General features: G+C 69.9%; 24 protein-coding genes and 1 riboswitch. Of the genes, 16 read left to right on the plus strand and 8 right to left on the minus strand.

The features are described from left to right. The first annotated feature begins 136 nt into the window (after window positions 1-136). The 11 genes from F784_RS0109155 (at window position 137) to F784_RS0109205 (ending at window position 12071) form a co-directional block, all read left to right on the plus strand. The gene (locus F784_RS0109155) at window positions 137-1276 is read left to right on the plus strand and encodes an ABC transporter substrate-binding protein (protein ID WP_019586430.1); all 1140 of its coding nucleotides are present in this window, start codon (window positions 137-139) and stop codon (window positions 1274-1276) included. Between the two features lie 126 nt (window positions 1277-1402). Further along, complete coding sequence (locus F784_RS0109160; protein ID WP_019586431.1) at window positions 1403-2263, plus strand: branched-chain amino acid ABC transporter permease; 861 nt, start codon at window positions 1403-1405, stop codon at window positions 2261-2263. Then, window positions 2260-3237: a branched-chain amino acid ABC transporter permease gene (locus F784_RS0109165; RefSeq protein ID WP_019586432.1), complete on the plus strand. Its 978-nt coding sequence runs from the start codon at window positions 2260-2262 to the stop codon at window positions 3235-3237. The genes F784_RS0109160 and F784_RS0109165 overlap by 4 nt, the downstream gene beginning before the upstream one ends. Then, window positions 3230-4033: an ABC transporter ATP-binding protein gene (locus F784_RS0109170; RefSeq protein WP_019586433.1), complete on the plus strand. Its 804-nt coding sequence runs from the start codon at window positions 3230-3232 to the stop codon at window positions 4031-4033. Before F784_RS0109165 ends, F784_RS0109170 begins: the two co-directional genes overlap by 8 nt. Further along, window positions 4026-4733 carry an ABC transporter ATP-binding protein gene (locus F784_RS0109175; protein ID WP_019586434.1) on the plus strand — a complete coding sequence of 236 codons (708 nt, stop codon included), beginning with the start codon at window positions 4026-4028 and terminating at the stop codon, window positions 4731-4733. Before F784_RS0109170 ends, F784_RS0109175 begins: the two co-directional genes overlap by 8 nt. A 97-nt stretch (window positions 4734-4830) precedes the next feature. Further along, a complete protein-coding gene (locus tag F784_RS0109180; RefSeq protein WP_019586435.1) occupies window positions 4831-5319 on the plus strand; it encodes a hypothetical protein in 489 nt (162 codons plus the stop codon). Further along, complete coding sequence (locus tag F784_RS0109185) at window positions 5316-5849, plus strand: hypothetical protein (RefSeq protein ID WP_019586436.1); 534 nt, start codon at window positions 5316-5318, stop codon at window positions 5847-5849. The genes F784_RS0109180 and F784_RS0109185 overlap by 4 nt, the downstream gene beginning before the upstream one ends. An 80-nt stretch (window positions 5850-5929) precedes the next feature. Continuing rightward, window positions 5930-5998, plus strand: a riboswitch (guanidine-III (ykkC-III) riboswitch). 9 nt (window positions 5999-6007) lie between these two features. Continuing rightward, a complete protein-coding gene (gene sugE / locus F784_RS0109190) occupies window positions 6008-6328 on the plus strand; it encodes a quaternary ammonium compound efflux SMR transporter SugE (RefSeq protein WP_019586437.1) in 321 nt (106 codons plus the stop codon). Between the two features lie 307 nt (window positions 6329-6635). Then, entirely contained in the window at window positions 6636-9164 is a 2529-nt protein-coding gene (gene ptsP / locus F784_RS0109195) for a phosphoenolpyruvate--protein phosphotransferase (RefSeq protein ID WP_019586438.1), read from the plus strand. Next, a complete protein-coding gene (gene pfkB / locus F784_RS0109200) occupies window positions 9161-10138 on the plus strand; it encodes a 1-phosphofructokinase (protein WP_019586439.1) in 978 nt (325 codons plus the stop codon). Before ptsP ends, pfkB begins: the two co-directional genes overlap by 4 nt. 76 nt (window positions 10139-10214) lie before the next feature. Continuing rightward, the gene (locus tag F784_RS0109205; RefSeq protein ID WP_019586440.1) at window positions 10215-12071 is read left to right on the plus strand and encodes a PTS fructose-like transporter subunit IIB; all 1857 of its coding nucleotides are present in this window, start codon (window positions 10215-10217) and stop codon (window positions 12069-12071) included. Between the two features lie 72 nt (window positions 12072-12143). Here F784_RS0109205 and F784_RS0109210 read toward each other — a convergent pair whose 3' ends face one another. The 8 genes from F784_RS0109210 to F784_RS22745 all read right to left on the minus strand — a co-directional run bounded on the left by F784_RS0109210 (window position 12144) and on the right by F784_RS22745 (window position 20116). Continuing rightward, window positions 12144-13526, minus strand: coding sequence for a flavin monoamine oxidase family protein (locus F784_RS0109210; protein ID WP_026332381.1), 1383 nt, complete (start codon window positions 13524-13526; stop codon window positions 12144-12146). A 71-nt stretch (window positions 13527-13597) separates the two neighbouring features. Then, on the minus strand, window positions 13598-14452 hold the full coding sequence (locus F784_RS0109215; protein ID WP_019586442.1) for an alpha/beta fold hydrolase: 855 nt from the start codon (window positions 14450-14452) through the stop codon (window positions 13598-13600). Between the two features lie 438 nt (window positions 14453-14890). Further along, on the minus strand, window positions 14891-15832 hold the full coding sequence (locus F784_RS0109220) for an acetyl-CoA carboxylase carboxyltransferase subunit alpha (RefSeq protein WP_019586443.1): 942 nt from the start codon (window positions 15830-15832) through the stop codon (window positions 14891-14893). Beyond that, window positions 15829-16683, minus strand: coding sequence for an acetyl-CoA carboxylase, carboxyltransferase subunit beta (gene accD, locus F784_RS0109225; protein ID WP_019586444.1), 855 nt, complete (start codon window positions 16681-16683; stop codon window positions 15829-15831). Before accD ends, F784_RS0109220 begins: the two co-directional genes overlap by 4 nt. Window positions 16684-16791: 108 nt before the next feature. Beyond that, the gene (locus tag F784_RS0109230) at window positions 16792-17244 is read right to left on the minus strand and encodes a hypothetical protein (protein ID WP_019586445.1); all 453 of its coding nucleotides are present in this window, start codon (window positions 17242-17244) and stop codon (window positions 16792-16794) included. A 72-nt stretch (window positions 17245-17316) separates the two neighbouring features. Further along, entirely contained in the window at window positions 17317-18249 is a 933-nt protein-coding gene (locus F784_RS0109235; protein WP_083939178.1) for a phosphotransferase family protein, read from the minus strand. A 7-nt stretch (window positions 18250-18256) separates the two neighbouring features. Continuing rightward, entirely contained in the window at window positions 18257-19564 is a 1308-nt protein-coding gene (locus tag F784_RS0109240; protein WP_019586447.1) for a thymidine phosphorylase, read from the minus strand. A gap of 24 nt (window positions 19565-19588) precedes the next feature. Beyond that, the gene (locus F784_RS22745) at window positions 19589-20116 is read right to left on the minus strand and encodes a (4Fe-4S)-binding protein (RefSeq protein ID WP_019586448.1); all 528 of its coding nucleotides are present in this window, start codon (window positions 20114-20116) and stop codon (window positions 19589-19591) included. A gap of 77 nt (window positions 20117-20193) precedes the next feature. Between F784_RS22745 and F784_RS0109250 the strand changes: the two genes are divergently transcribed. The 5 genes from F784_RS0109250 (at window position 20194) to F784_RS22755 (ending at window position 22308) form a co-directional block, all read left to right on the plus strand. Beyond that, complete coding sequence (locus F784_RS0109250) at window positions 20194-20682, plus strand: DinB family protein (protein WP_019586449.1); 489 nt, start codon at window positions 20194-20196, stop codon at window positions 20680-20682. Window positions 20683-20740: 58 nt separating this feature from the next. Beyond that, complete coding sequence (locus F784_RS0109255; protein ID WP_019586450.1) at window positions 20741-21262, plus strand: DinB family protein; 522 nt, start codon at window positions 20741-20743, stop codon at window positions 21260-21262. 133 nt (window positions 21263-21395) lie between these two features. Continuing rightward, window positions 21396-21614, plus strand: a complete 219-nt coding sequence (locus tag F784_RS26800; protein WP_211211887.1) for a hypothetical protein — start codon at window positions 21396-21398, stop codon at window positions 21612-21614. After that, window positions 21601-21768, plus strand: coding sequence for a DinB family protein (locus F784_RS26100; RefSeq protein WP_019586452.1), 168 nt, complete (start codon window positions 21601-21603; stop codon window positions 21766-21768). The genes F784_RS26800 and F784_RS26100 overlap by 14 nt, the downstream gene beginning before the upstream one ends. Then, window positions 21769-22308, plus strand: coding sequence for a DinB family protein (locus tag F784_RS22755; RefSeq protein ID WP_019586453.1), 540 nt, complete (start codon window positions 21769-21771; stop codon window positions 22306-22308). It begins immediately after the preceding gene. Window positions 22309-22445 lie beyond the last annotated feature (137 nt).

Below are 22445 nucleotides of genomic sequence, written 5' to 3' on the forward strand. Positions count from 1 at the left end.
ATGCAAGGGAAACAATTGACACCTCCTCGCCCCCATGCCAGCATGTCGGGCACACCCAACTTGGACCGCGTTCAGGGCTTCACGGCCCCGTGCTTCTCCCCCGGCCGTGCCTGGCCCTGCCCGCCGGAGGTTTCCTATGACTAGGCGCACGCTGGTTTCCCTCGCCCTTACCCTGGCCTTTGGCACGGCCCTGGCGGACAAAGTCGTGAACATCGGGTACAGCGGCCCCCTCTCGGGCGGCGCGGCCTTTTACGGCAAGGACGTGCAGAGCGGGATCGAGATGGCAATTAACGAACTGAACAAGGCGGGCGGCGTCACGGTCGGGGGCGAGAAGGTGACCTTCAAGCTCGTCTCGCTGGACGACCGCTACCTGCCCAACGAGACGGCCACGAACGTGCGCCGCTTGACCTCGCAGGGCATCGACGTGATCTTCGTGCCGCACGCGGGCGGCATCCTGACCGTGCAGCCGCTGGCAACGCGCGACCCCAACTTCCTGCTCGTGGCGTACTCCAGCGAGCCGAAGATTCTGGAGGCGAACAACCCGCTGACCTTCATGCTGCCGCCGCGCTACGACAACTATCTGCAACCCTTCGTCGCCACGCAGATGAAGGCGTTCGGGAAGAAACTCGGCATGGTGGGCACCACGAGCGCGTACGGCAAGCAGTGGGCCGAGGCGGTCACCGGTGAGTGGAAGAAGCAGGGCGGCACCGTCGGCACGAACAACGGGGTGGACTACGCCACGACGGTGGACTACTCCAGCGCGGTCACCAAGGCGCTCGCCGAAAAACCCGACGTGCTGTTCGTGGGCGGGCCGTCGCAGCCCACCGCGCTCGTGATCAAGGCGGCGCGCGAGCAGGGCTTCAAGGGCGGCTTCATCGTGATGGACCAGGCGAAGTTCGAGCAGATGGACACCGTCGTGCCCCGCGCCTACCTCAACGGCTCGGTGGGCGTGCTCCCCACCCGCGAGTTTCCCGGCACGCAGGTCTTCGTGGCGCAGTATCAGCGCGCCTACCGCAAGATTCCCACCAGCGAGGCGGCCCTGAACTACATGGGCATGAACGTGCTCGCCAAGGCGATGGAACTCGCCGGGAAGACCGACGACCCGCAGGCCATCCGCGCGCAGCTCAATGCCGCCGCCAAGGCCCTGCCGCAGAGCAAGACGGTCTACAAGCTCGCGGGCGTGACGGCCAACGGGCATGTGGACGCCGAATTCGTGATCGCCAGCGTGAGGGACGGCAAGTACACCCGGCTGCGCGTCGCCAAGGTCTACAAGTAAGCCGGGGCCGCGCCGTGGCGGACTGAGCCCCAACGCCCGCCGTTGCGGCTGATCGGCACCCTCCCCGCCCGCACCGCACCCCGTCTCCACGAGGGGCGCGGTCTTTTTCTCCCCGGAGACCCTGCCTTGACCCTACTGCTGCAACAACTCTTCAACGCGCTCGCCCTGGGCGGCGTGTACGCGCTCGTGGCGCTGGGGCTGACCCTGGTGTACGGCGTGATGCGGGTGCCCAACTTCGCTCACGGCGGCCTGTACATGCTGGGGGCGTATTTCACCTACGCGGTGCTGAACGGCCTGGGTGTGGGATACGTCCCCGCGCTGCTGCTCGCGGCGGTGGGAGTCGCCCTGCTCGCCGCGCTGCTCGAACGGGTCGTGTTCTACCCCCTGCGAAACGCCCCGCACGTCCACTCCATGATCGCCGCCATCGGGGTGCTGTTCTTTCTGGAGGCCGCCGTGCAACTGATCTGGGGGCCGGACTTCAAGCAGATCACCGAGCCGGTGCCGGGCATCCTGAACGTGGGCGGCGTGGTCATCACCTGGCAGCGCCTGATCGTGATCCTCGCCTCGCTGCTGGTGATGCTGGGGCTGAATTACTTCCTGAAACGCACGCTGACGGGTGCCACTATCGAGGCGATGTCCCAGAACCGCGAGGGCGCGCGGCTGGTCGGCATCAACGTGAACAGGGTCGGGATGCTCACCTTCGCCATCTCGGGGGCGCTCGCCGCGGCCGCCGCCGCCCTTATCGCGCCCATCATCTCAGTCGCGCCGGGCATGGGCGAGGTGATGAACCTCAAGGTCTTCGCCATCATCATCCTGGGCGGGATGGGGAGCGTGCCGGGGGCCATCGTGGGCGCCTTTCTGCTGGCGTTTGCCGAGGTCTTCGGGGGCTTTTACATCAACCTCGACTTCGCGGACGTGATCGGCTTCGCGGCGCTCGTGATCGTGCTGGCGATCCGGCCCGAGGGCCTGTTCAGGAGGGGGACGTGAACCGCTTCAAACCGGCCTTTCTGGGCTGGCTCGCCGTCTTCGCGCTGGCGGCACTGCTGCCGCTGCTACGCCCCGGTGGCTACGTCCTCGACGTGGCGATCAACACCATGATCTGGGCGATGCTCGCCTACGGGCTGAACGTGATGCTGGGGTACACCGGGCAACTGCCGCTCGCCCACGCCGGATTCTTCGGCATCGGCGCCTACGCGGTCGGCATCCTGACCCTCAAGGCGGGCTGGAACTTCTGGCTCGCCTGGCCCGCCGCGGTCGTGATCTGCGCGCTGGGTGGGCTGCTGCTGGGGTTGGTCGCCTTCCGCACGAAGGGGGACGCCTTCGCCATCTTCACGCTGGGCGTGGGTGTCATCATCTCGCTGATCATCAACAAGTGGGACAAACTCACGGGTGGGAACGACGGCCTGAACGGGGTGCCATCCGCCTCCTCCTTCCTGGGCATCGACTTCTCGAGGGCGGCGAACTTCTACTACGTGGCGCTGGCGGCGCTGGCCCTCACCGTGCTGATCGTGGCGCGCACGAGGAGTAGCGTCTTCGGGCGCTCACTCGTCGCCATCCGGGGCGGGGAGGACCTGGCCCGCAGCGCAGGAATCGACGTGTTCTCCCACAAGCTGCGCGCGCTGATGCTCTCGACGGCGCTGGCGGGACTGGCGGGCGGCGTGTATGCGGCGTACGTGGGCTTTCTGGGCTCGGGCGTAACGGGGCCGACGACGACCTTCACCGTGCTGCTGTACCTGCTCGTCGGCGGGGTGGGGACGCTGGCAGGCCCGCTTCTCGGCACGGCGCTGATCTTCGTGGCGCTGCAATTCATGAAGGGCCTCCAGGACTACCAGTACATCGTGTTCGGGCCGCTGCTCGTGCTGCTGGTGCTGTTCGCGCCGCAGGGGCTGGCGGGGCTGTGGGACCGCTGGAGTATTCGCCGGGCGGGTACGAGGACCGAGAGGGCGGTGGACCATGCTTGAGGTCGAGGGGCTGGGCATCCACTTCGGCGGGTTGCACGCCGTCCGGGACGTGACGGCCACCATTTCGGCAGGGCAGATCACCGCGATCATCGGGCCGAACGGGGCGGGCAAGAGCACCTTTTTCAACCTGATCTCGGGCTTCTACCAGCCGACCTCGGGGCGCATCCGTTTTCTGGGCGAGGACATCACCCGGCTGAGGACCCATCAGGTCGTCTCGCGCGGCATCGCCCGCACCTTCCAGACGACGACGATCTACCGGGAACTCAGCGTGCTGGACAACGCGATGATCGGGCACCGGGTCCGCACGCACGCCGGGCTGTTCGACGCCCTGCTGCGGACGGGGCGCGAGCGGCGGGACGAGGCGGAAAGCCGGGGCGGGGCGATGCGGGCGCTGGAACGGGTGGGCCTCGCCGCGCAGGCCGGGCGTCCCGCCGGGGCGCTGACCCAGGAGGGCCAGAAGCGCGTCGGGATAGCGATGGCCCTCGCCAGCGACCCCAAACTGCTGCTGCTGGACGAGCCCGCCGCCGGGATGAACCCCGAGGAGACGGTGAGCCTGATGGGCCTGATCCGCGAACTCGTGGCCGGTGGCCTGACGGTCGCCCTCGTCGAGCACAAGATGAACCTCGTGATGGGCCTGGCCGACGGGATCGTGGTTCTGCACCACGGCCAGAAGATCGCGCAGGGTACTCCGGCCGAGGTCAGCCGCGACCCCGCCGTGATCGAGGCGTACCTGGGCGGGCACGCGCACGGCGGGCAGATGGGGCAAACCACCAGTCGGGAGGCTCCCCATGCTTGAGGTCCGCAACCTCAGCGTGAGCTACGGCTCCTTCCGGGCATTGCACGACGTGAACCTGACCGTGAACCCCGGCGAGATCGTGGTGCTGCTCGGCGCGAACGGGGCGGGCAAGAGTACCCTTTTCCGCACGCTGAGCGGGCTCGGGCGGCCCTCGGGGGGCACGGCGACCTGGAACGGCACGCCACTCACCGGGGGGCGCCCCGAGTACAACGTGGCGCACGGGGTCGCGCAGTGCCCGGAGGGCCGTCTCCTCTTCCCCGACCTCAGCGTGGAGAAGAACCTGCGGCTGGGGGCCTTCGTCCACCGCCGGGACGCCGCCGGGACCCCCCGGGAGTTGGAGCGGGTGTATGCCCTCTTCCCCATCCTGGTCGAGAAACGCCATGACGCCGCCGGGAGCCTCAGCGGCGGGCAGCAGCAGATGGTCGCCATCGCCCGTTCGCTGATGGCCCGTCCGCAACTCCTGCTGCTCGACGAGCCCTCGCTGGGCCTGGCCCCGCTGGTCGTCGAGCAGGTGTTCGAAGCGGTGGGGCGGGTAAACCAGGCGGGCGTGAGCGTCCTGCTGGCCGAACAGAACGCCTTCGCCGCGCTCGGGATCGCGCACCGCGGCTATGTGCTGGAGGGTGGGCGCGTCTCGCTGCAGGGCACCCAGGGCGAGTTGCTGGGCGACGACCGGGTGCGGAGCGCATATCTGGGCGTGTAGTCAGGAGCGGCAGGGGCGGAGGATCGGCGGTGACTGGTCCTCCGCCTCCCTCTTTGGGCGGACGACCACCTGAGATGAGCCTGTCACTCTCGTGAGTATGTTGAGTGATGAGGAGCGGCGGCGGATTGAGACTGAGGAGCTGGCCGCCGCCCGCGCCCGTCAGGACCGGGAGAAACGCGCCCGTCACCAACTCGCCCTGCACGCCTACCGTCAGGAAATCCGGGCTGGCCTACGCCCGCAGGCCTGGTGGTGGCCGCTGCGCTGGCTGCTGCCGCTTGTGCCCATCCTGGTGGCTGTGCTCCTGCTACGTCCCGCCTCAGCCGTGCCCGACGACACTTCGGGCGGCATCGCCAACTCGGCCCTGATGGAGCGGTGCAAAGCGGAGGTGGGGGCACGGCTGGGGCAGGCGGGGCTGCGGTTCCCCAACGCCCGCGAAGCAGCCGGGCAGTTCTCGTCCAACATGGACGGCAAACGCTGGGACAGCTGGGTCGCTTTACCAGGCGGCACCCGCACCGATTTCAGTTGCAGCTTCACCGCCGCCGACGGGTCGGTGGAGGCCGAACTCATTCAGGAGGAGACCCCATGAAGCGCATCCTGGCTCTGCTGGCGCTCGGCACGCTTGCCCTCGCGGACGCACAGGCCCCCCGCACCGTCACGGTGCCGCGCCAGCGGGTCAATCTAACCTGCGCCGACACGTACTGGGGGGCGCCGCGCAAGGACTTCCTGCTGGCCGACGAGACCTACCCGAATTGCGTCCTGCGCCTGCCGCTCGCTCTGCGCGAACGCTGGCCGGGCCCGCGCACCTTCTACTTCATTCCGCGCGTCTCGGCGACCCTGTACACCAAGGACGGCAAGGGGAACGGCCACTGGCTGCCGCTGGCACCCCTGGTGAATCCGGGGGATGACCCGCTGCACCGGGCAGTCAGTGCCCAGACCTACAAGACGGTCGAACTGGGTGGGCAATTCCGCAAACTCAGCGACGTGGCCGGTGGGGACAAGTCGGACACTGTCGGCGTCGGGGGCAAACTCACGGTGTGCGTCGCCCCGGTGTGGCCCGGTGAGGACCCCTGCGTGACCTTCGACATCACGGCCCGGTACCGCGTGTACACCCACTGATCCTGCTCAGGGAGCGGAGTGTAAGCGGGCGTTTACACTCCGCTCCCGCTTTGCTGACACAGCTTCGCTACACTGCTCCTCAGTCGCCCCAGGGGGCTGAACTCCGGACGAGAGCACCGCCGTACCCGGTCACGATAAGACGGCGCGGGAGGTCTGGTATGGCGTGGTTTCTGCTCGTGATCGCGGGGCTGCTGGAAGTCGGCTGGGCCATCGGCCTGAAGTACACGGAGGGCTTTACCCGGCCCCTCCCCACCGCCTTGACCCTGGTCAGCATGATCGGCAGCATGGGGCTGCTGGGGCTGGCGGCCAAGACGCTGCCCATCGGCACGGCGTACGGGGTGTGGGTGGGCATCGGGGCGGTCGGCGCGGCCATCCTGGGAATCGTGCTGTTCCGGGAACCCGTCACGGCCGCGCGGATCGTCTTCCTCGTCCTGATGATCGTCGCCATCGTGGGGCTGAAGGCGACGAGCGGGCACTGAACCCCTCGGCAGCTTCGGGGCACGTCTGGTCCCACCGGCAAAGGGGGCCGGGCTTGCCCCACCGGGACTGAAGATGCCTGAGCACCGGGGGCAACCCCTTTAAGAAGGCTCAAGGAAACGTCCGCTCCGGGCTCAGTTAGCCGGAGGTGGGGGGCGTACAGTGAAATCCTGTTCAGGGTCTGCACGATCCTTGCCAGGAGCGTCTGGGTCAGGTCCGACTCCACATGCTCAACACCCGTCCTGATTCTTGCAGGAGTCAGCAGCTTGAGGCTCCGGGCCACGGAGCCCGCACGGGAGGCACGAGAGGATGATCGATCTTCCGCAGGAACTCATCCGGCTGGGCGCGCGGGCGAACAGCAAGGACGACGCCATCGCCCAGGTCGCCGCGCTCCTGACAGCGGCGGGGAACGTGGAGCCGGGGTACGTGGAGGGCATGCGCGCCCGCGAGGGGCAGGCGAACACCTACCTGGGCAGCGGCATCGCCATCCCGCACGGCACGCCCGAGACCCGGCACCTGATCCGCAAGACGGGCATCGCGGTGCTGCAACTTCCCGGCGGTGTCCCCTGGGGCGCGGGCGGCGAGACGGTGCGCCTGGTCGTCGGCATCGCCGCCGCGAGTGACGAGCACCTGAACATCCTGCGCCGCCTGACCCGCGTGCTGTCGGACGACGCGCTGGTGGAAAAGCTTTCCACCACCACCGACCCCGGCGACGTGCAGGAGGCGCTGACGGGCGAGCGGTCCACGCCAGCTCAGGCCGGGACCGTCACCGTCACCGCCGCACCGGCGCCCTCCCCATCCTCCGACCTTCCCTATTCCGCGCAGGTCACGCTGCCCAATCCCCTGGGGATGCACGCGCGGCCCGCCACCCTGCTCGCCAACCTCGTGCGGTCGCGGGGCGGGCGGGTGCGGCTGAGCCGTGACAATGGGGAGAGCGCGGACGCCACCCGGTTGATGGAGGTGCTGAGCCTGGGCCTGACGCGCGGCACGCCGGTTACCGTCAGCGCGGACAGCCCGGAAACTCTCAGCGCCGTCACGGACGCCATCCGCTCGGGGTTGGGGGACGATCTGAGTGTTGCGCCCGCGAGTGCGGCCCCCACCCGCCGCGAGCCCGAATGGGCACCGACTCAGGCCAGGGCCACCATCGAGGGCGTACCCGCCGCCGACGGCCTGGTGGTCGGCGTGACCCGGCAGCACGCACCCCGACCCCTCGACGTGCGCGACGAACCCGGCGACCCGGTGGCGGAGAGTGACCGCCTCGACACCGCGCTCGCCGCCGCCCGCGCCGAACTCGACACCGTCATCTCGGACGTGGGCGCCCGCTTCGGCGCGGACAAGGCCGCCATCTTCCAGGCGCACCAGGAACTGCTCGGGGACGAGAGCGTGGTGCAGGACACGGTGGCCCGCATCCTCGACGGGCACGGGGTGGCGTGGGCGTATCAGGCGGTGACGGAGGGGCGCGTCGCGGCCCTTCAGAAGCTCGACGACCCCACCCTCGCCGCCCGGGCGGTGGACCTCAGCGACGTGCAGCGGCGGGTGCTGCGTCACCTCCTCGGGATTCGGGAGACGGACGTGGCGGCGAGCGGGCCGGTGATCCTCCTCGCGCCCGACCTCACGCCCAGCGACACGGCGCGGCTGGGGCCGGACACGCTGCTGGGCTTCGTGACCGCGCAGGGCGGGCCGACGAGCCACACGGCGATCATCGCCCGCGGCCTGGGCCTGCCCGCCGTGGTCGCCGCCGGGAACGGGGTGCTGGAGGTGCCCGACGGCACGCCCGCGATCCTGGACGGGGGGGCGGGGCGGCTGTACCTCCAGCCCTCGGACGCCGACGTGCAGGCGGCGCGCGAGCGGCAGGGCGTCCTCGCCCGCGAGCACGAACTCGCCCGGGCCGCCCGCCATCAGCCGGGGGTCACCCGCGACGGCGTGAGGATCGAAGTCGCCGCGAATATCAACCGTGCGGCCGATGCCGCGGCCGCCCTCGACGCTGGGGCCGAGGGTGTGGGCCTGATGCGGACCGAGTTTCTGTTCCTGGAGCGCGACTCGGCGCCCACCGAGGACGAGCAGGAGCGCGAGTACCGGGCGATGGCGCAGGCGCTGGGGGACCGCACCCTGATCATCCGCACGCTCGACATCGGCGGGGACAAAGAGGTGCCGTACCTGGGCCTGGCGCACGAGGACAACTCGTTCCTGGGCATCCGCGGCATCCGGCTGTGCTTCGAGCGCCCCGACCTCTTCCTGCCGCAACTGCGGGCGGTGGCCCGGGTGGCGCGCGACCACCCCAATGTCCACCTGATGTTCCCGATGATCTCCACGCTGGAGGACTTCCACCGCGCCCAGGCCATCTTCGACACGGTACGCGACGAACTGGGCGCTCCCCGCGTGCCCCTGGGCGTGATGATCGAGGTGCCCTCGGCCGCGTTGATCGCTGGCGCGCTCGCGCGGGAGGTGGACTTCTTCAGCGTGGGCACGAACGACCTGACCCAGTACACGCTGGCGATGGACCGCCTTCACCCGCAGCTCGCCCGGCAGACGGACGCGATGCACCCCGCCGTGCTGCAACTGATCGGCCTCACTGTGCAGGCCGCCAACCGCCACGGCAAGTGGGTTGGCGTCTGCGGCGGCGCGGCGGGCGACGAGGTGGGCGCGCTCGTCCTGACCGGCCTGGGCGTGAAGGAGCTGTCGGTGAGCACCCCGCAGATCGCCACCGTGAAGGCTGCCCTGCGCCAGCGCACCCTCGGCGAGTTGCAGGCGCTCGCCCATGAGGCCCTCTCGCAGCCCAACGCCGAGGCCGTGCGCGCCCTGGTCCGCCCGCCCGCGCCGGAGGGGGCGACGGCATGACCCCCTTCCGGGTCGCCACCCTGACCCTCAACCCGGCGCTGGACCTGACCGTGCGGGCGGACGGCTGGAGGAAGGGCGGGGTGAACCTCGGGCAGTCGCTGCAATTCGACGCGGGCGGCAAGGGCGTGAACGTGGCCTCCTTCCTCGCGGACTGGGGGCTGACGGTGACGGCGACCGGCCTTCTGGGCGACGAGAATACCGAGCGGTTCGAGGCGCTGTTCCAGGAAAAGGGGGTGCGGGATGAGTTCGTGCGCGTGCCCGGCCCCACCCGCGTGGGCGTGAAGGTGGTGGACGGGGCGGCGCAGGAGACGACCGACATCAACCTGCCGGGTCTGGCCGCGACACCGGGGGCGCTGGCAGAGCTGGAGTCTCGCCTGGACGCTCTCGCCGCCGACCACGACGCCTTCGTACTCGCAGGAAGCGTGCCGCCCGGAGTGGGCGCCGATTTCTATGCCCGGATGGTGTCCCGGCTGCGCGGGGCTGGACGCTTCGTGGCCCTCGACACCAGCGGCACCGCCCTACAAACCGCATTAACGGCAGACGTGCTCCCCAACCTGCTCAAGCCGAACATCCACGAGCTGGAGGCGGCGCTGGGCCGGTCGCTGACGAGTGAGGAGGACGTGCTGGCGGCAGCTCATGAACTGTTAGCGCGCGGGGCCGAACTCGTCGCCGTGTCGCAGGGGGAACGGGGCGCTCTGCTGGTCACGGGGAATGAGGCCGTCCGCGCCCGTCCTCCACAGGTCGATGTCGTCAGCACCGTGGGCGCGGGGGACGCGATGGTCTCGGGCCTGGTCTCCGCCCGGGCCGAGGGACTGCCCCTCGCGGAGGCCGCCCGCCGGGCCACCGCCTTCAGCCTGGGGGCGATCACCCGGCTGGGCGCGCACCTGCCGCCCCGGTCCGAACTGGACACCTTCGCCGCGCAGGTAGCGGTGGAGGCGGTGGAGTGGAGGGAGCCCATGAGGCAGAAAACCTGAACCCCACACTCCGGCTCTCCTTCCCCGTCCCGAACAGGTTGTCCAAGCCTCACCGCTCCCCAGAGGAGGCCCACAGATGGCAAGACTCGTGGCCGTCACGGCGTGCCCCACCGGCATCGCCCACACCTTCATGGCCGCCGAGGCGCTGCGGCGCGCGGCGCAGGCGGCCGGACACACCCTGCGCGCCGAGACCCAGGGCAGCGTGGGCGCGCAGGACGCCCTGACGCCCCAGGACATCGCAGATGCGGACGCAGTCATCCTGGCCGTGGACGTGAACGTGGACGAGTCCCGCTTCGCCGGGAAACGGATTGTCCGCGCCAGCACGGGGGAGGCGATTCGCAACGCGGCGGGCGTGATCTCGCAGGCGGTGGGCCAGCCGGACACGGCAAACGCCACCCCCGCAACGACAACCCCGGCCTCCCCCACTCCGGCAGCGCCCACCCCCCCAGCCACCGACACGGGCCGTCCCCTCAGCATCGTGGGCATCACCGCCTGCCCGACCGGCATCGCACACACCTTCATGGCCGCCGAGGGGCTGGAGAACGGGGCAAAGGCGCTGGGCTACCGGGCCAAGGTCGAGACGCAGGGCAGCGTGGGCGCCGGCAACCAGCTCACCCCGCAGGACATCGCGGAGGCCGACCTGGTGGTGATCGCGGCGGACACGAACGTGGACCTGTCGCGCTTCCGGGGCAAGCGGGTGTTCCAGACCGGGACCAAGCCCGCCATCCAGAACGGGCAGGCCCTGGTCCAGCGCGCCCTGGCCGAGGCGCCCGTGTACGGGACGGCGGCGGGGGTGGCGGTCGCGGGTGCCGAGGGCGGCACTGACTTCGTGGCGCAGGCGAGCGCGGCGAAGGCCGCCAAGAACGCGGGCGTCCCGAGTGCCTACAAGCACCTGATGACGGGCGTATCGCACATGCTGCCCTTCGTGGTGGCGGGCGGACTGCTGATCGCGCTGTCCTTCGCCTTCGGGGGCATCAATCCGGCGCCCGGTACCTTCGGGGCGGCACTGAGTCAGATCGGGGGCGGCACGGGCGCCTTCGGCCTCTTCATCCCGGTGCTGGCCGGGTACATCGCCTACTCCATCGCCGACCGCCCCGGTCTGGCACCGGGGATGATCGGCGGCCTGCTGGCGCTGAACGGCGGCAGCGGCTTCCTGGGCGGCCTGGTCGCGGGCTTCCTGGCGGGATACGTCACCCGCTGGCTCAACCGGGGCATCCGGCTGCCACGCACGCTGGAGGGCCTCAAGCCCACCCTGATCCTGCCGCTGCTGGGCACGGCGATCACCGGCCTGCTGATGATCTACGTGGTGGGCCGTCCGGTCGCCGCCGCGCTCACCGCCGCCACGAACTGGCTCCAGGGGCTGGGCAACACCTCGGCGGGCGTGCTGGGCGCGGTGATCGGCGCCATGATGGCCTTCGACATGGGCGGGCCGATCAACAAGGCTGCGTACACCTTCTCGACCGGCCTCCTGGGCTCTCAGGTGTACGGCCCCATCGCCGCCGCGATGGCCGCGGGCATGACGCCGCCGCTGGCCCTCTTCCTCGCCACCCTGGTCTTCCGAAACCGCTTCACCCACGACGAGCGCGAGGCCGGGAAGGCCGCCGGGGTGCTGGGCCTCTCCTTCATCACGGAAGGCGCGATCCCCTTCGCCGCCCGCGACCCCCTGCGCGTGATCCCCTCCTTGATGGTGGGCTCGGCGGTCGCCGGGGCGATCAGCATGGCGACCGGATGCCTGCTGCGCGCCCCGCACGGTGGCGTCTTCGTGCTGTTCATCCCCAACGCCGTGACCAACCTGCCCATGTACATCGTCGCCATCGTGGCGGGCACCCTCGTCAGCACCCTCCTGCTCGGCCTCCTGAAAAAGCCAGTGGTAGAGGCGGGCGTGCCCAGCACGTCGAACACGCCGACGGTGGCAGGGGCAGCGGACGACTGAGGCAGGGTCCGGGGAGCGGGACAGGAGGGGGCGGCTCCGAAGGGATCACCTCCTCGCCGCCGCAGGGAGGAGTCAGGCGGGCAGGCTGACCTCTTGGGCGCTCGTCCGCCCCAGCACCTCGGCCGCCGCGCGCTCGCCGCTCTCGACGGCGCCGTCCATGTAGTTCATCCACACACGGGCCGTCTCCGCTCCTGCCCAGTGCAGGCGGCCCACGGGTTCGCGGAGCGCCTCGCCGTAGCCGGTCCACACGCCGGGGCCGAAGAGCGCACCGTAACAACCGCCGCTGTGGGGCTCGGCGGTCCAGTCACGCTCAGCGGTCTCCAACGGGTGCAGGGCCCGCGAGCCGAAGAGCCGGGCGATGCTGGCGAGGGCGGCCTCACGGCGCTCCTCAACACTGACTCCCATCAGCGCCCGGGCGTCACGCCCCTCGATAAAGCCCAGCAGCACACCCGGCGTGCCCTGCGGGGGGCTGTTGTCGAAGGTGATGGTCACGGGACCCCGGTCGCTGATCGCCATGCCGCTCAGGCCCTCCTCTCTCCAGAAGGGGCGCCCGTACACCGCCAGGAACTTGACCACCGCGCCCATGGGCAGCCTTTGCTGAAGCTGTGCCCGTCGGGGGGGCAGCGGAGGCTCGAAGGGAACACCGGAGAGCAGGGCCGGGGGGACGGCGAGGATGGCGGACCCGGCGCGGTGTGGACCGTCCGGCGTGTGGAGCGTGACCCCCGCCCCGTCCTGCTCGACCCGGGTGACGGGGCTGTTCAGCCACACGTCGTCCAGCCCGTCCGCCAGCCGCTGCGCGATGGACTGCGCCCCGCCCAGCACCCGGTCCTGCAGGGCGTGCCCGCGGGTGAGGGTGTGGCCGTTGACGCCTCCACCGTGCGCGGTGTACGCCAGCGCGTGCAGCAGGCTGATCTCGGCGGCGTCCGCGCTGAACACCGCCTCGGCGTAGAGCCGCATCAAGGCGCGCGTCTGGGGGGTGCGGGCATTGCGGGTGATCCAGGTGTCGAAGGTCTGCGCGTCGAGCGACTCCGCCTTCCGGGCGGTCCAGGGAGCATCTTTTGGAATACGCCGGGCCAACGCCTCGAACCGCCCGGAGAGCAGCGCGTAGTCGGCGAGCACGTGCGGCGGAAGCGGCGGGATCAGGCCCCGGTAGCGCAGCGTCTGCCCCAGCAGGTGCGCGAGGTTGTGGCCCTCGTCATGGGTTGGAAAGACCTCGAGCCCGAGTTCGCGGATCAGGCCCATGACGTGCGGCTGGTTTGGCCCCACCCATTGCCCACCCAGATCCACGCTCACGCCCGTGATCGGAAGGCGAACTGTCTGGGTGCGCCCACCCACCCGGTCCCGCGCCTCCAGCACCCGCACCCGCCGCCCCGCCTGTGAGAGCCGCCTCGCCGCGGTCAGCCCCGCGAGTCCAGCACCGACGACGATCACGTCTCCCGCCCTGGTTGTGGTCATGCATGAGCGTACCGCATGGGTCTTCGAAGTGAGGTGATTTACGGGCAGTGCCGGAAATGCCCGGGCTTGCCTCAACCTGCACCAGCGTGCTCCCGGAGCCAGTTCAGGGCCGCCGCGCCGGAGTTCAGGATGGAGATGTGCCCGTCGCCCGCGCTGAGCCGCAGCTCAGCCGGGGGACAGTGGCGGGCGAGCCACCGGCTGTGCGAACAGGGCACCACCCGGTCCTGTTCGCCATGCAGCAGGAGAACCGGCCGGGTCATCTGCCCGGGATCGAAGCCCCACGGGGCGACGTAGGCCAGGTCGTCGGCGATCGGCCCGCCCGGCCCGCCTTCCATCGCTGGGCCGACGACGCTGTTCAGCCAGGACCATCTCCCCGAGAGGGCCGCGTGATCCGCCGGGGTGAACATCTCCGGGTCGAACTCGGGATTCGATGCCTCGTAGCGCTCCTTGGCGTCCCGGCCCTCGGCAGCGGCACGGAGGGAGGCGATGCCGGATGGAGTCATGCCCCCGAACCAGTCCAGCCCCGGCATACCGTAAGGGGCGAGCCCGGCCACACTCACCACGGCCAGAACCCGTTCGGGCAGCAGCGCCCCGCAGGCCAGGGCGTGCGGACCACCGCCCGAATGGCCCATCACGGCGAACTGCCCAATACCCAGCGCGTCGGCGATGCTGGCGACATCCGCGGCGGCGCAGGCCACGTCCCTGCCGGGTCGGGCGGTGGAGCCGCCGTAGCCGGGCCGGTCATACGACACCCAGCGAAGGCCGAGCTCGGCGGCAGTAGCGAAGAGAGGTTCGGGAGGAGCACCGATGTTTGGCGTCCCGTGGTGCCAGAACACGGCGAGTCGTTCATCCGCTCCTTCCGCCGCCGTGTCATAGACATGAAGCGTGCGGTCGTCGCCCAGCTTCAGACTCGTCTCCGTGATCATTCCTTCTCCTTTCGTTATTCAACGATCTTACTCGATGAATTACGGTGTGAAGCGAATGGCTGTTTGGTAGGCGGGCTTTTCACTTGACGTGGCACCGCTTCTCGCCGGGCAGAGACCACGGGCTCGGCTTCTGCGGCCCATGACACAACCGCGATGTTGGGCCGCAGGCGAAATCTCTCCTGCCGCGCGTCCTGGGACCCTTTGCTGGCGCTCAGGGTGACAACACTGCCTGGGAAGTCGGATGTATTGAGGTCTGTCCGGCAGTCGGGGGCGACGACCTGGACCGGTCGACCGTTGCCCGAGAGTGATACGGGGGGCCGACTCAGCATGAGGGATACGGGCTTTTCGCCCGCCACCTTCGAGCCGTTGGTGCAACCTCGGCAGGAGGAGGGGACCACGCTCATACAATCGAACGTGATCCCCCGGCGAGTCTCCGGCTCAACTCTCCGTATAGGCTCCCAGCGCCCGGAATCGGGCGGCCCGACCCGCCCGCAGCGCCTCCCCGTCCAGCCCCATGAGGTCGGCGAGGTGGCGGCTGACGGCCTCGCCGAGGGCCTGGGCCGCCGCGTCGGGATCGCGGTGCGCGCCGCCCACCGGCTCGGGAATCACCTCCTCCACGATGCCCAACTCCAGCAGGTCGGGGGCGGTGAGTTTCAGGGCCTCGGCGGCCTCGGGGGCCTTGGCCGCGTCCTTCCAGATGATGGAGGCGGCGCCCTCGGGCGAGATCACCGAGTACCAGGCGTTCTCCTGAATCAGCACCCGGTTTCCCACCCCGATGGCGAGCGCGCCGCCCGAGCCACCCTCGCCGATCACGGCGCAGACGGCGGGCACCCGGAGGCGCACCATTCGCTGGATGCTCTCGGCGATGGCCCAGCCCTGGCCGCGCTCCTCGGCCTCGATGCCGGGGTAGGCACCCTGGGTGTCGATCAGCGACACGACGGGCAGCCCGAAGCGGTCGGCGAGGTCCATCAGGCGCACGGCCTTGCGGTAGCCCTCGGGGTTGGCCGAGCCGAAGCGGCGCTTGATCTTGCCCTTGGTGTCGCGGCCCTTCTGCTGCATCAGGAGCATGACGGGCGTGCCCAGCCAGCGCGCGGGGCCGCCGATCAGGGCGGGGTCGTCGCCATAGGCGCGGTCGCCGTGCAGCTCGGTGAAGTCGGTGCACAGCCGCTCAATGTAGTCGAGCGCGGTGGGCCGCCCCGGCGTGCGGGCGAGCCCCACCCGGTCCCAGCGCGAGAGGTTGGCGCTCCGCTCGGCGCGCAGCCTCTGGACCTCCGCGCGCAGGGGGGTGAGGGCCGCGCCCAGGTCCTCCCCGGTTTCGCGGGCGGTCGCCTCCAGGTCGCGCACCTGGGCCTCAAGCTTACTCAGGGTGTCGGTGGTCAAGCGCCCACCTCCCGCCGGGTCAGCACGCCGAGCAGCCGGGTGAGGTACGCGCGGTGCTCCCGGCGGTCCACCACATCGTCCACCATGCCGTGCTCCAGCAGGAATTCGGCGCGCTGGAACCCCTCGGGGAGGTGCTGGCGGATGGTCTGCTGAATCACGCGCGGGCCTGCGAAGCCGATCAGCGCTCCGGGCTCGGCCATGATCACGTCCGCGATGGTGGCGAAGCTGGCCGTCACGCCCCCGGTCGTCGGATCGGTCAGGATGGTGACGTACGGCAGGCCGCGCGCGGTGAGTTCCTCCAGCGCCACGGTCGTCTTCGCCATCTGCATCAGCGAAAGCGCACTCTCCTGCATCCGGGCGCCGCCGCTCGCCGCGACGAGCACGAGGGGGGTGTCCTCCCGGGCCGCATATTCGGCCGCCCGCGCGATCTCCTCGCCCACCACGCTGCCCATGCTGCCGCCACTGAAGGCGAAGTCCATCACGGCGACGGTGACGGGGATGCCGCCGATGGTCCCGGTGCCGGTCAGAATCGCGTCGGGCTGGCCGGTCTTTGCCTGGGCGCGGGCCAGCCGCTCCGGGTAGGACTCGGTGTCACGGAAGCCCAGCGGGTCGGTGGGGTGGACGCGGCCCGAGCGCTGCTGAAAGGTGCCCTCGTCGAGCAGCACGGCCAGGCGCTGGCGGGCATCCAGGCGAAAGTGGTGCCCGCAGCGGGGGCAGACGAAGCTGTTCGCCTCAAGTTCACGGTTATACAGCCCCGCCTTGCACTGGGGGCACTGGGTCCACAGGTCCGGCAGCTCGCCCGTGCCCTGCGGCTGGGGGCGGCGCCTGCGGAAAAAACGGTCGAGCGCCATACGCTTCACTCCTCCTGGGGAAAAATGGCTTCCCGGGGCATTCTAGTGGCCCCGGCCCCGCCGCATAGCCCGGCGGACCCTGAACCGGGTGCAAGCAGGAGGGACGGCTCAGCGCAGGCGCCGCTTGAGGTAGTCGTCGATCTGCGCGAGCTGGACGTTCAGGTCGCGCTGGAGGGCGTCGATGCGGGCCTCCAGCGCCTCCAGCTCGGGACCGCTCGTCGCCCCCGTCCCCGGCCCCAGCGCCCGGAAGCGTTCGTCGATGTACGTCTGGAGCTGGGCGAAGCGACTGCCCTCCTGGTTGTCCAGGCTCACCCGCAGAGCCTCCATGTCGCGCAGCAGCCGGGCGCTGTCCGCCTGGGCACGCAGCCGTGAGACGCCCGCCCAGAAGTAGAAGATCAGGGCGAGCAGCAGCGCCGTCAGCAGCAGGATCAGGCCCAGCGGCACGCCCGTGTACGTCACGAAGCCCAGGCTCAGCGTGTGCCCGAACATCAGGGCGTGCCGGTTCAGCACCGCGAAGATGACGGCGAGAACGACGATGATGATCAGCACGACCGTCCGCATGGGGTGAGCGTAACCCAAGCTCGGCCGCTCATGAGAGAGCCCGGGTTAGGGCGGGTTAAGGAACGTTCCTGTTCAGGCTTCCGGCGAAGTTTCCAGCAGGGCGTGCAATCGCCGCCGCAGCCCCTCCCCTCTTGCCGGGTCGCCGTGCTCGGCCGCCCAGAGCAGCCGCAGGAGGGTGTGCCACACGTGCAGGAAGTGCAGCTCCCGCAGGGTGTCCTCCAGGGGCAGCCGCCCGTACTCCCGCAGCAGGTCCGTCACGAACTCGCGCCCGTACTGCTCGTAGAGGTACAGGAAGTCCCGAGCCGGACGCCCCACCACCATGCCGTTCCAGTCGATGATGCCCGTGACCCTCCCCGTCCGCGAATCATGCAGGACGTGATCGCCCGACACCTCGCCGTGGAGCAGGACCAGGGGCTGGGCCGATTTAACAATGGCCTCCAGGTGACGGGCCAGAGCGTCTTTCAAGCGGCTGAGCAGGGCGGCGTGCTCACCGGGCCATGCGGCGAGCGCCTCCAGGTCACGCCGGTACAGTTCCTCCGGCGGGCCCTGAAGCAATTCCGCCTCCCGCATGGCGAAGGGATACTCGCGGACCGGAACGCCCAACCCGGCGGCCCTGGCCGGGTCGAAGGCGTGCAGATGCCCGAAGAACGCTGCCAGGGCCATAACCAGACTGCGACGCGCGTCGGGAGGTAAACCCTCGAACTGCCCCGCCGTGAGTTCTGTGCCGGGGAGGCAGCGGTAGCCGACGTAGGCGAGGCCCGCGAGGTGGCCGTGGTACTCCACCGCCGGGATGGATAGAGGGCTGTCCTCCGCCAGCAGCGGCAGCACGCGCGCCACCCGGTCCAGACACTCCGAGGCCAGGGAGTGCCTGGCGAACAGGAAGAGCCAGGTGTGATCGACAAGAAAGGCCCGGCAATAGTCGCCCTCTCCAGCCGGAGCCACGTCGGGGTGCGGCCCATGCGGAAAGCAGGCCCGCCACACGTCGGAGAGGGAAGAGGACGGCACGGCCCCCTCAGTTCACCCGGTCGAGGATGAGCGGCTGGGCCTCGGGAGCCCTCGCCGTCACACTCAACCCCTCCTCCAGCAAGGCCCGGGCCGTCTCCAGCCCCCGCCCGTCCCGGTGGTAGAGGCGCAGCACGGCCTCCCCCGCCGCTACCGCCTCGCCGGGTTTTTTCAGCAGTTCCACCCCGACCCCGTGGTCGATGGCCTCGCCCTTGCGCTCGCGCCCGCCGCCCAGCACCAGGACGGCCCGGCCCACCGAGAGGGCGTCGATGCGCTCCACGAAGCCGGAAGCCGGGGCCACGACCTCCGCCCGTCCAGGCGCCACGTCCAGCCGCTCGGGGTGGTCCACCAGCGTCCCCTCTCCCCCCTGGGCGACGATGAAGGCGCGGAACCGCTCCAGCGCCGAGCTGTCCCGCAACGTCGCGCGGGCGCGGGTCTCCGCCTGGGCCTCGTCCTCACCGTAGGCGGCCAGGGCCTCCACCGCGAGGGCCACGCACAGCTCGGTCAGGTCCTCCGGCCCCTCGCCGCGCAGGGTGGCGATGGCCTCCTGCACCTCCAGGCTGTTTCCGGCCATCCGGCCTAGGGGCGCGTCCATATCCGTGAGGACGGCGCGCACCAGTCGAGACGCCCGCGTGCCGATGTCCACCATCGCCCGCGCCAGTGCCCGCCCATCCTCCAGCGTCCGCATAAAGGCCCCCGCCCCCACCTTCACGTCGAGGACGACCGTATGAGCGCCCGACGCGAGCTTCTTGCTCATGATCGAGGAGGCGATCAGCGGCAGGCAGTCCACCGTGGCGGTCACGTCGCGCAGGGCGTACAGCTTGCCGTCGGCGGGCGCGAGGTCCTTCGACTGCCCCACAAGCGCGAGCCCGATCCCGCGGGCCTGCGCCAGAAAGCGTTCCTCGGGCAGTTCGGGGGTCCAGCCGGGAAAGCTTTCCAGCTTGTCGATGGTGCCGCCCGTGTGCGCCAGGCCGCGCCCGCTCATCTTGGCGACCGTCAGGCCGAGAGCGGCCAGCATGGGCGTCAGGATCAGGCTGGTCTTGTCCCCCACGCCGCCGGTCGAGTGTTTGTCCACCGTGCGGGGCAGGTCCCCCAGGTTCAGCTCGTCGCCCGACCCGGCCATCACCAGCGTCAGGTCAGCGGTCTCCCGAGGGGTCATGCCGCGCAGGTACACCGCCATCAGCCACGCGCTGATCTGGTAGTCGGGTACCTCGCCGCGCGTGTAGCCCAGCACGAGCCCTTCGAGTTCGGCCCGGGAATGCTCGGCACCGTCGCGCTTCTTGCGGATGAGGTCGGGAATGTTGAAGGCAGAGGTCATACGGCAGTCTAGGCCGCGGGGGAGCTATTTCTCATCCGACTCCCGAGCCCCGTCGGCCCGCTGCCCCGGCTCGGGATGGTCGTCGCCCCGCTGGCTGGCCGGGGCTTCTCCCCCACTCCTCCAGCCGATCTTCGCGTGCGTGCCGTCACAGAAGGGCCTGTTGCCGCTCCCCCCACAGCGGCAGAGCGCCGCCCGCACTTCACGCACCTCCCCGCCCGGCGTCTGGATCACGAGGTCACCGCGAATTGCCAGCGGGCCGTCGGCCACCGGGGTGATCGTGGTGGGCCGGTCGGGCGCCTCGGGGGGACCGCCCTCCAGCACGTAATGCAGCGCGCCGGTCGGGCAGGTGCGGACGACCTGCGCGATGCGCTCCGCCGCCGCGTTGCCCGCCTGAATCCAGGGACGCCCGCGGGGGCGGAACACCTCCGGCAGCCCCCTCACGCAGTTGGCGACATGGACACAGCGGGGCATGTCGTAGTACACGGTCACGCCCTGGCCCGTGTAGGCCTTGCCGCGGGCTGGAATGTCCTCCGGGGGGGTCGTCTGCGTCATGGGACAGTGTATGCCCGGCGCTCCCAACACGTCAGGTCCTGACGGGAATGGCGTTTACGCTGCGAATGGAGGTCCCCATGACCCAGACGACCACTGTCATGTCCACGTTCCTCACTCCTGCCGACTTCCTGACGTACTGGCTGAGCCACCGCCACCTGACGCGCCGGGTGATCGAGGCGTTCCCGGAGGACCAGCTCTTCACCTTCACCGCCGCGCCGCCCATGCGCCCCTTCGCGGAGATGGCGTGGGAGATTCACGGCGTCACGGCGTACACACTAAACGGGCTGGTGACGGGCGACTGGGGAGAGCCCGTCTGGGACGCGCAGCCCGCCCAGACCCGGGAGGCGCTGCTGGCCGCCTGGGACGAGCTGAGCCGCCGCATCGAGGCCGAGCTGCCGGGCGTGTCCCCCACCCGCTACGCGGAGGAACAGCCGCTCGCCTGGGGTCCGATGACGGGCTGGTTCGCCGCCATCGGGGTGGTGGACAACGAGATTCACCACCGGGGGCAGGGCTACGTGTACCTGCGGGCGCTGGGGATCACTCCGCCGGACTTCTGGGCGCGGTGAACCCGCCGCCCCAGCGACCCATCCCCTTCTCGCCCACTTTCCAACAGGAGAACAGTCCATGCCCTATGCCGCCCTGCCCGACCTGACCCTCGAAGCCTTCCGCCGCAACGGGCGCGTGAACGCCGCTGTGCTGGAGGCCCTGACGGATGCTGACCTCGATCTTTCGGACGGGCGGGGCGGGTGGACAGTCGGGCAGCACCTGGGGCATATGGCACATTTCCGCCTGGACTGGCTGTCCAACATCTCGCCCGCCCATGCCGAGGGCCTGCCGGTCACCATCGCGCGCGATGGCGAGAGCTTTCGCCTGCACCTCCGTGACCCCGCCGAACTGAGCCGCGCCTTTGCCATCGGGGACGATGCGGCGCTGGGGGCTGTTCAGGACGCCATCACCTCGGGCCAGCCCTTCGCCGATCCCTGGAACGAGGGGACGTACCCGTCGCATCCAGCACATTTTCTCCAACACATCGTCGTCCACGACAGCCACCACCGGGGTCAAGTCATGGCCCTGCTGCGCCTGGGCGGACGCCCGAAAGAGGAGTTGGACGGCCTGGAGGAACACTGGGCGATCTGGCGGGCGTAATTCTAATGACGAACCAGAGCATCCTCGCGGCCCTGCTGGACTCGTGGACCCGCAACAACGTCATTCTGCTGGGCCTGCTCCGCGCCGTACCAGAAGGCGGGCTGGGCATCAGGCGATGGTCGGCGGTCCCACCGTGGCCCAACAGTTCACCCACGTGCATTCCGTCCGGCTGTCCCTGATCGCCGAGAACGCTCCGGAGTTGGCCCCAGACCTCTCACCCGTTCTGATGCCGGAAGAGGAATGGGCTGATGTGCATGACCCTGCCCGGATCGAGCGGATGCTGACGGCGAGCGCCGAAGTCGTTTCTGAGGCTCTCCAGGGCCGGATCAGGACAGGCCATGAACCTTCATGACGATCACCCAATTCTGCTGCTTCAACACCTGATCTGGCACGAGGGCTACCACCACGGCCAGATCAAACTGGCTCTCAAGCTCAGGGGCCACCCCATTCCGGATGAGGACGCCGGGCCGGGGACATGGGGCGTCTGGATGCGTAAGGAACTCTGAATGAACATCCCCGAAACCTATGACTACCTCGCCCGAGCCCGCCGGGACCTGTGGGCGACGCTGGAAGCCGTCCCGGATCACGTGCTGTCCAAGCCGCTACTGAGTGGCGACCGCTTCCGCTGCATCAAGGACCTGGTGTGGCACACAGCGGAGGTTGAGGACGGCTGGTTACACGGCGACATCCAGCGCGTGCCCCCGGTGCAGGATCGCCTGCCCGAAGTGCAGGACCTTCGGGGCCGTCCCTTCTACGACGATGTGCCGCTGGCCTCCATCCTGGACTATTGGCGGGCGGTCGAGGAAAGCACGCGGGCCTACCTCACCGGACTCGACGAAGCCGAGCTGGGGCGCGTGGTGACCGTCGAGGACTGGCCGCCGGAGCACCAGCGCTTCACATTGGACGGCTTGCTGTGGCACGTCCTGATGCACGAGGTCCGGCACACCGCGCAGATCGCCGTGCTGTTGCGGACGCAGGAGATCAAGCCACCTTCCCTCGACTTGCTGTTCTACCTACCGTCCGTCCCATCAACCCGCAGCGGTTGACGGAACAGGGGATGTCACTTTGAGCGGCGCGAGGGGTCCCCAACGACACGGGCAAATGCTTCGCTGCGCTCAGCAGGACAACACTCTCTCGCCCCGCCCTGACACAAAGGCAAACCCCCCGTCTCCGGGGGGCATCG

Origin of the sequence: Deinococcus apachensis DSM 19763, assembly GCF_000381345.1 — a bacterium.
Taxonomy (GTDB): Bacteria; Deinococcota; Deinococci; order Deinococcales; family Deinococcaceae; genus Deinococcus; species Deinococcus apachensis.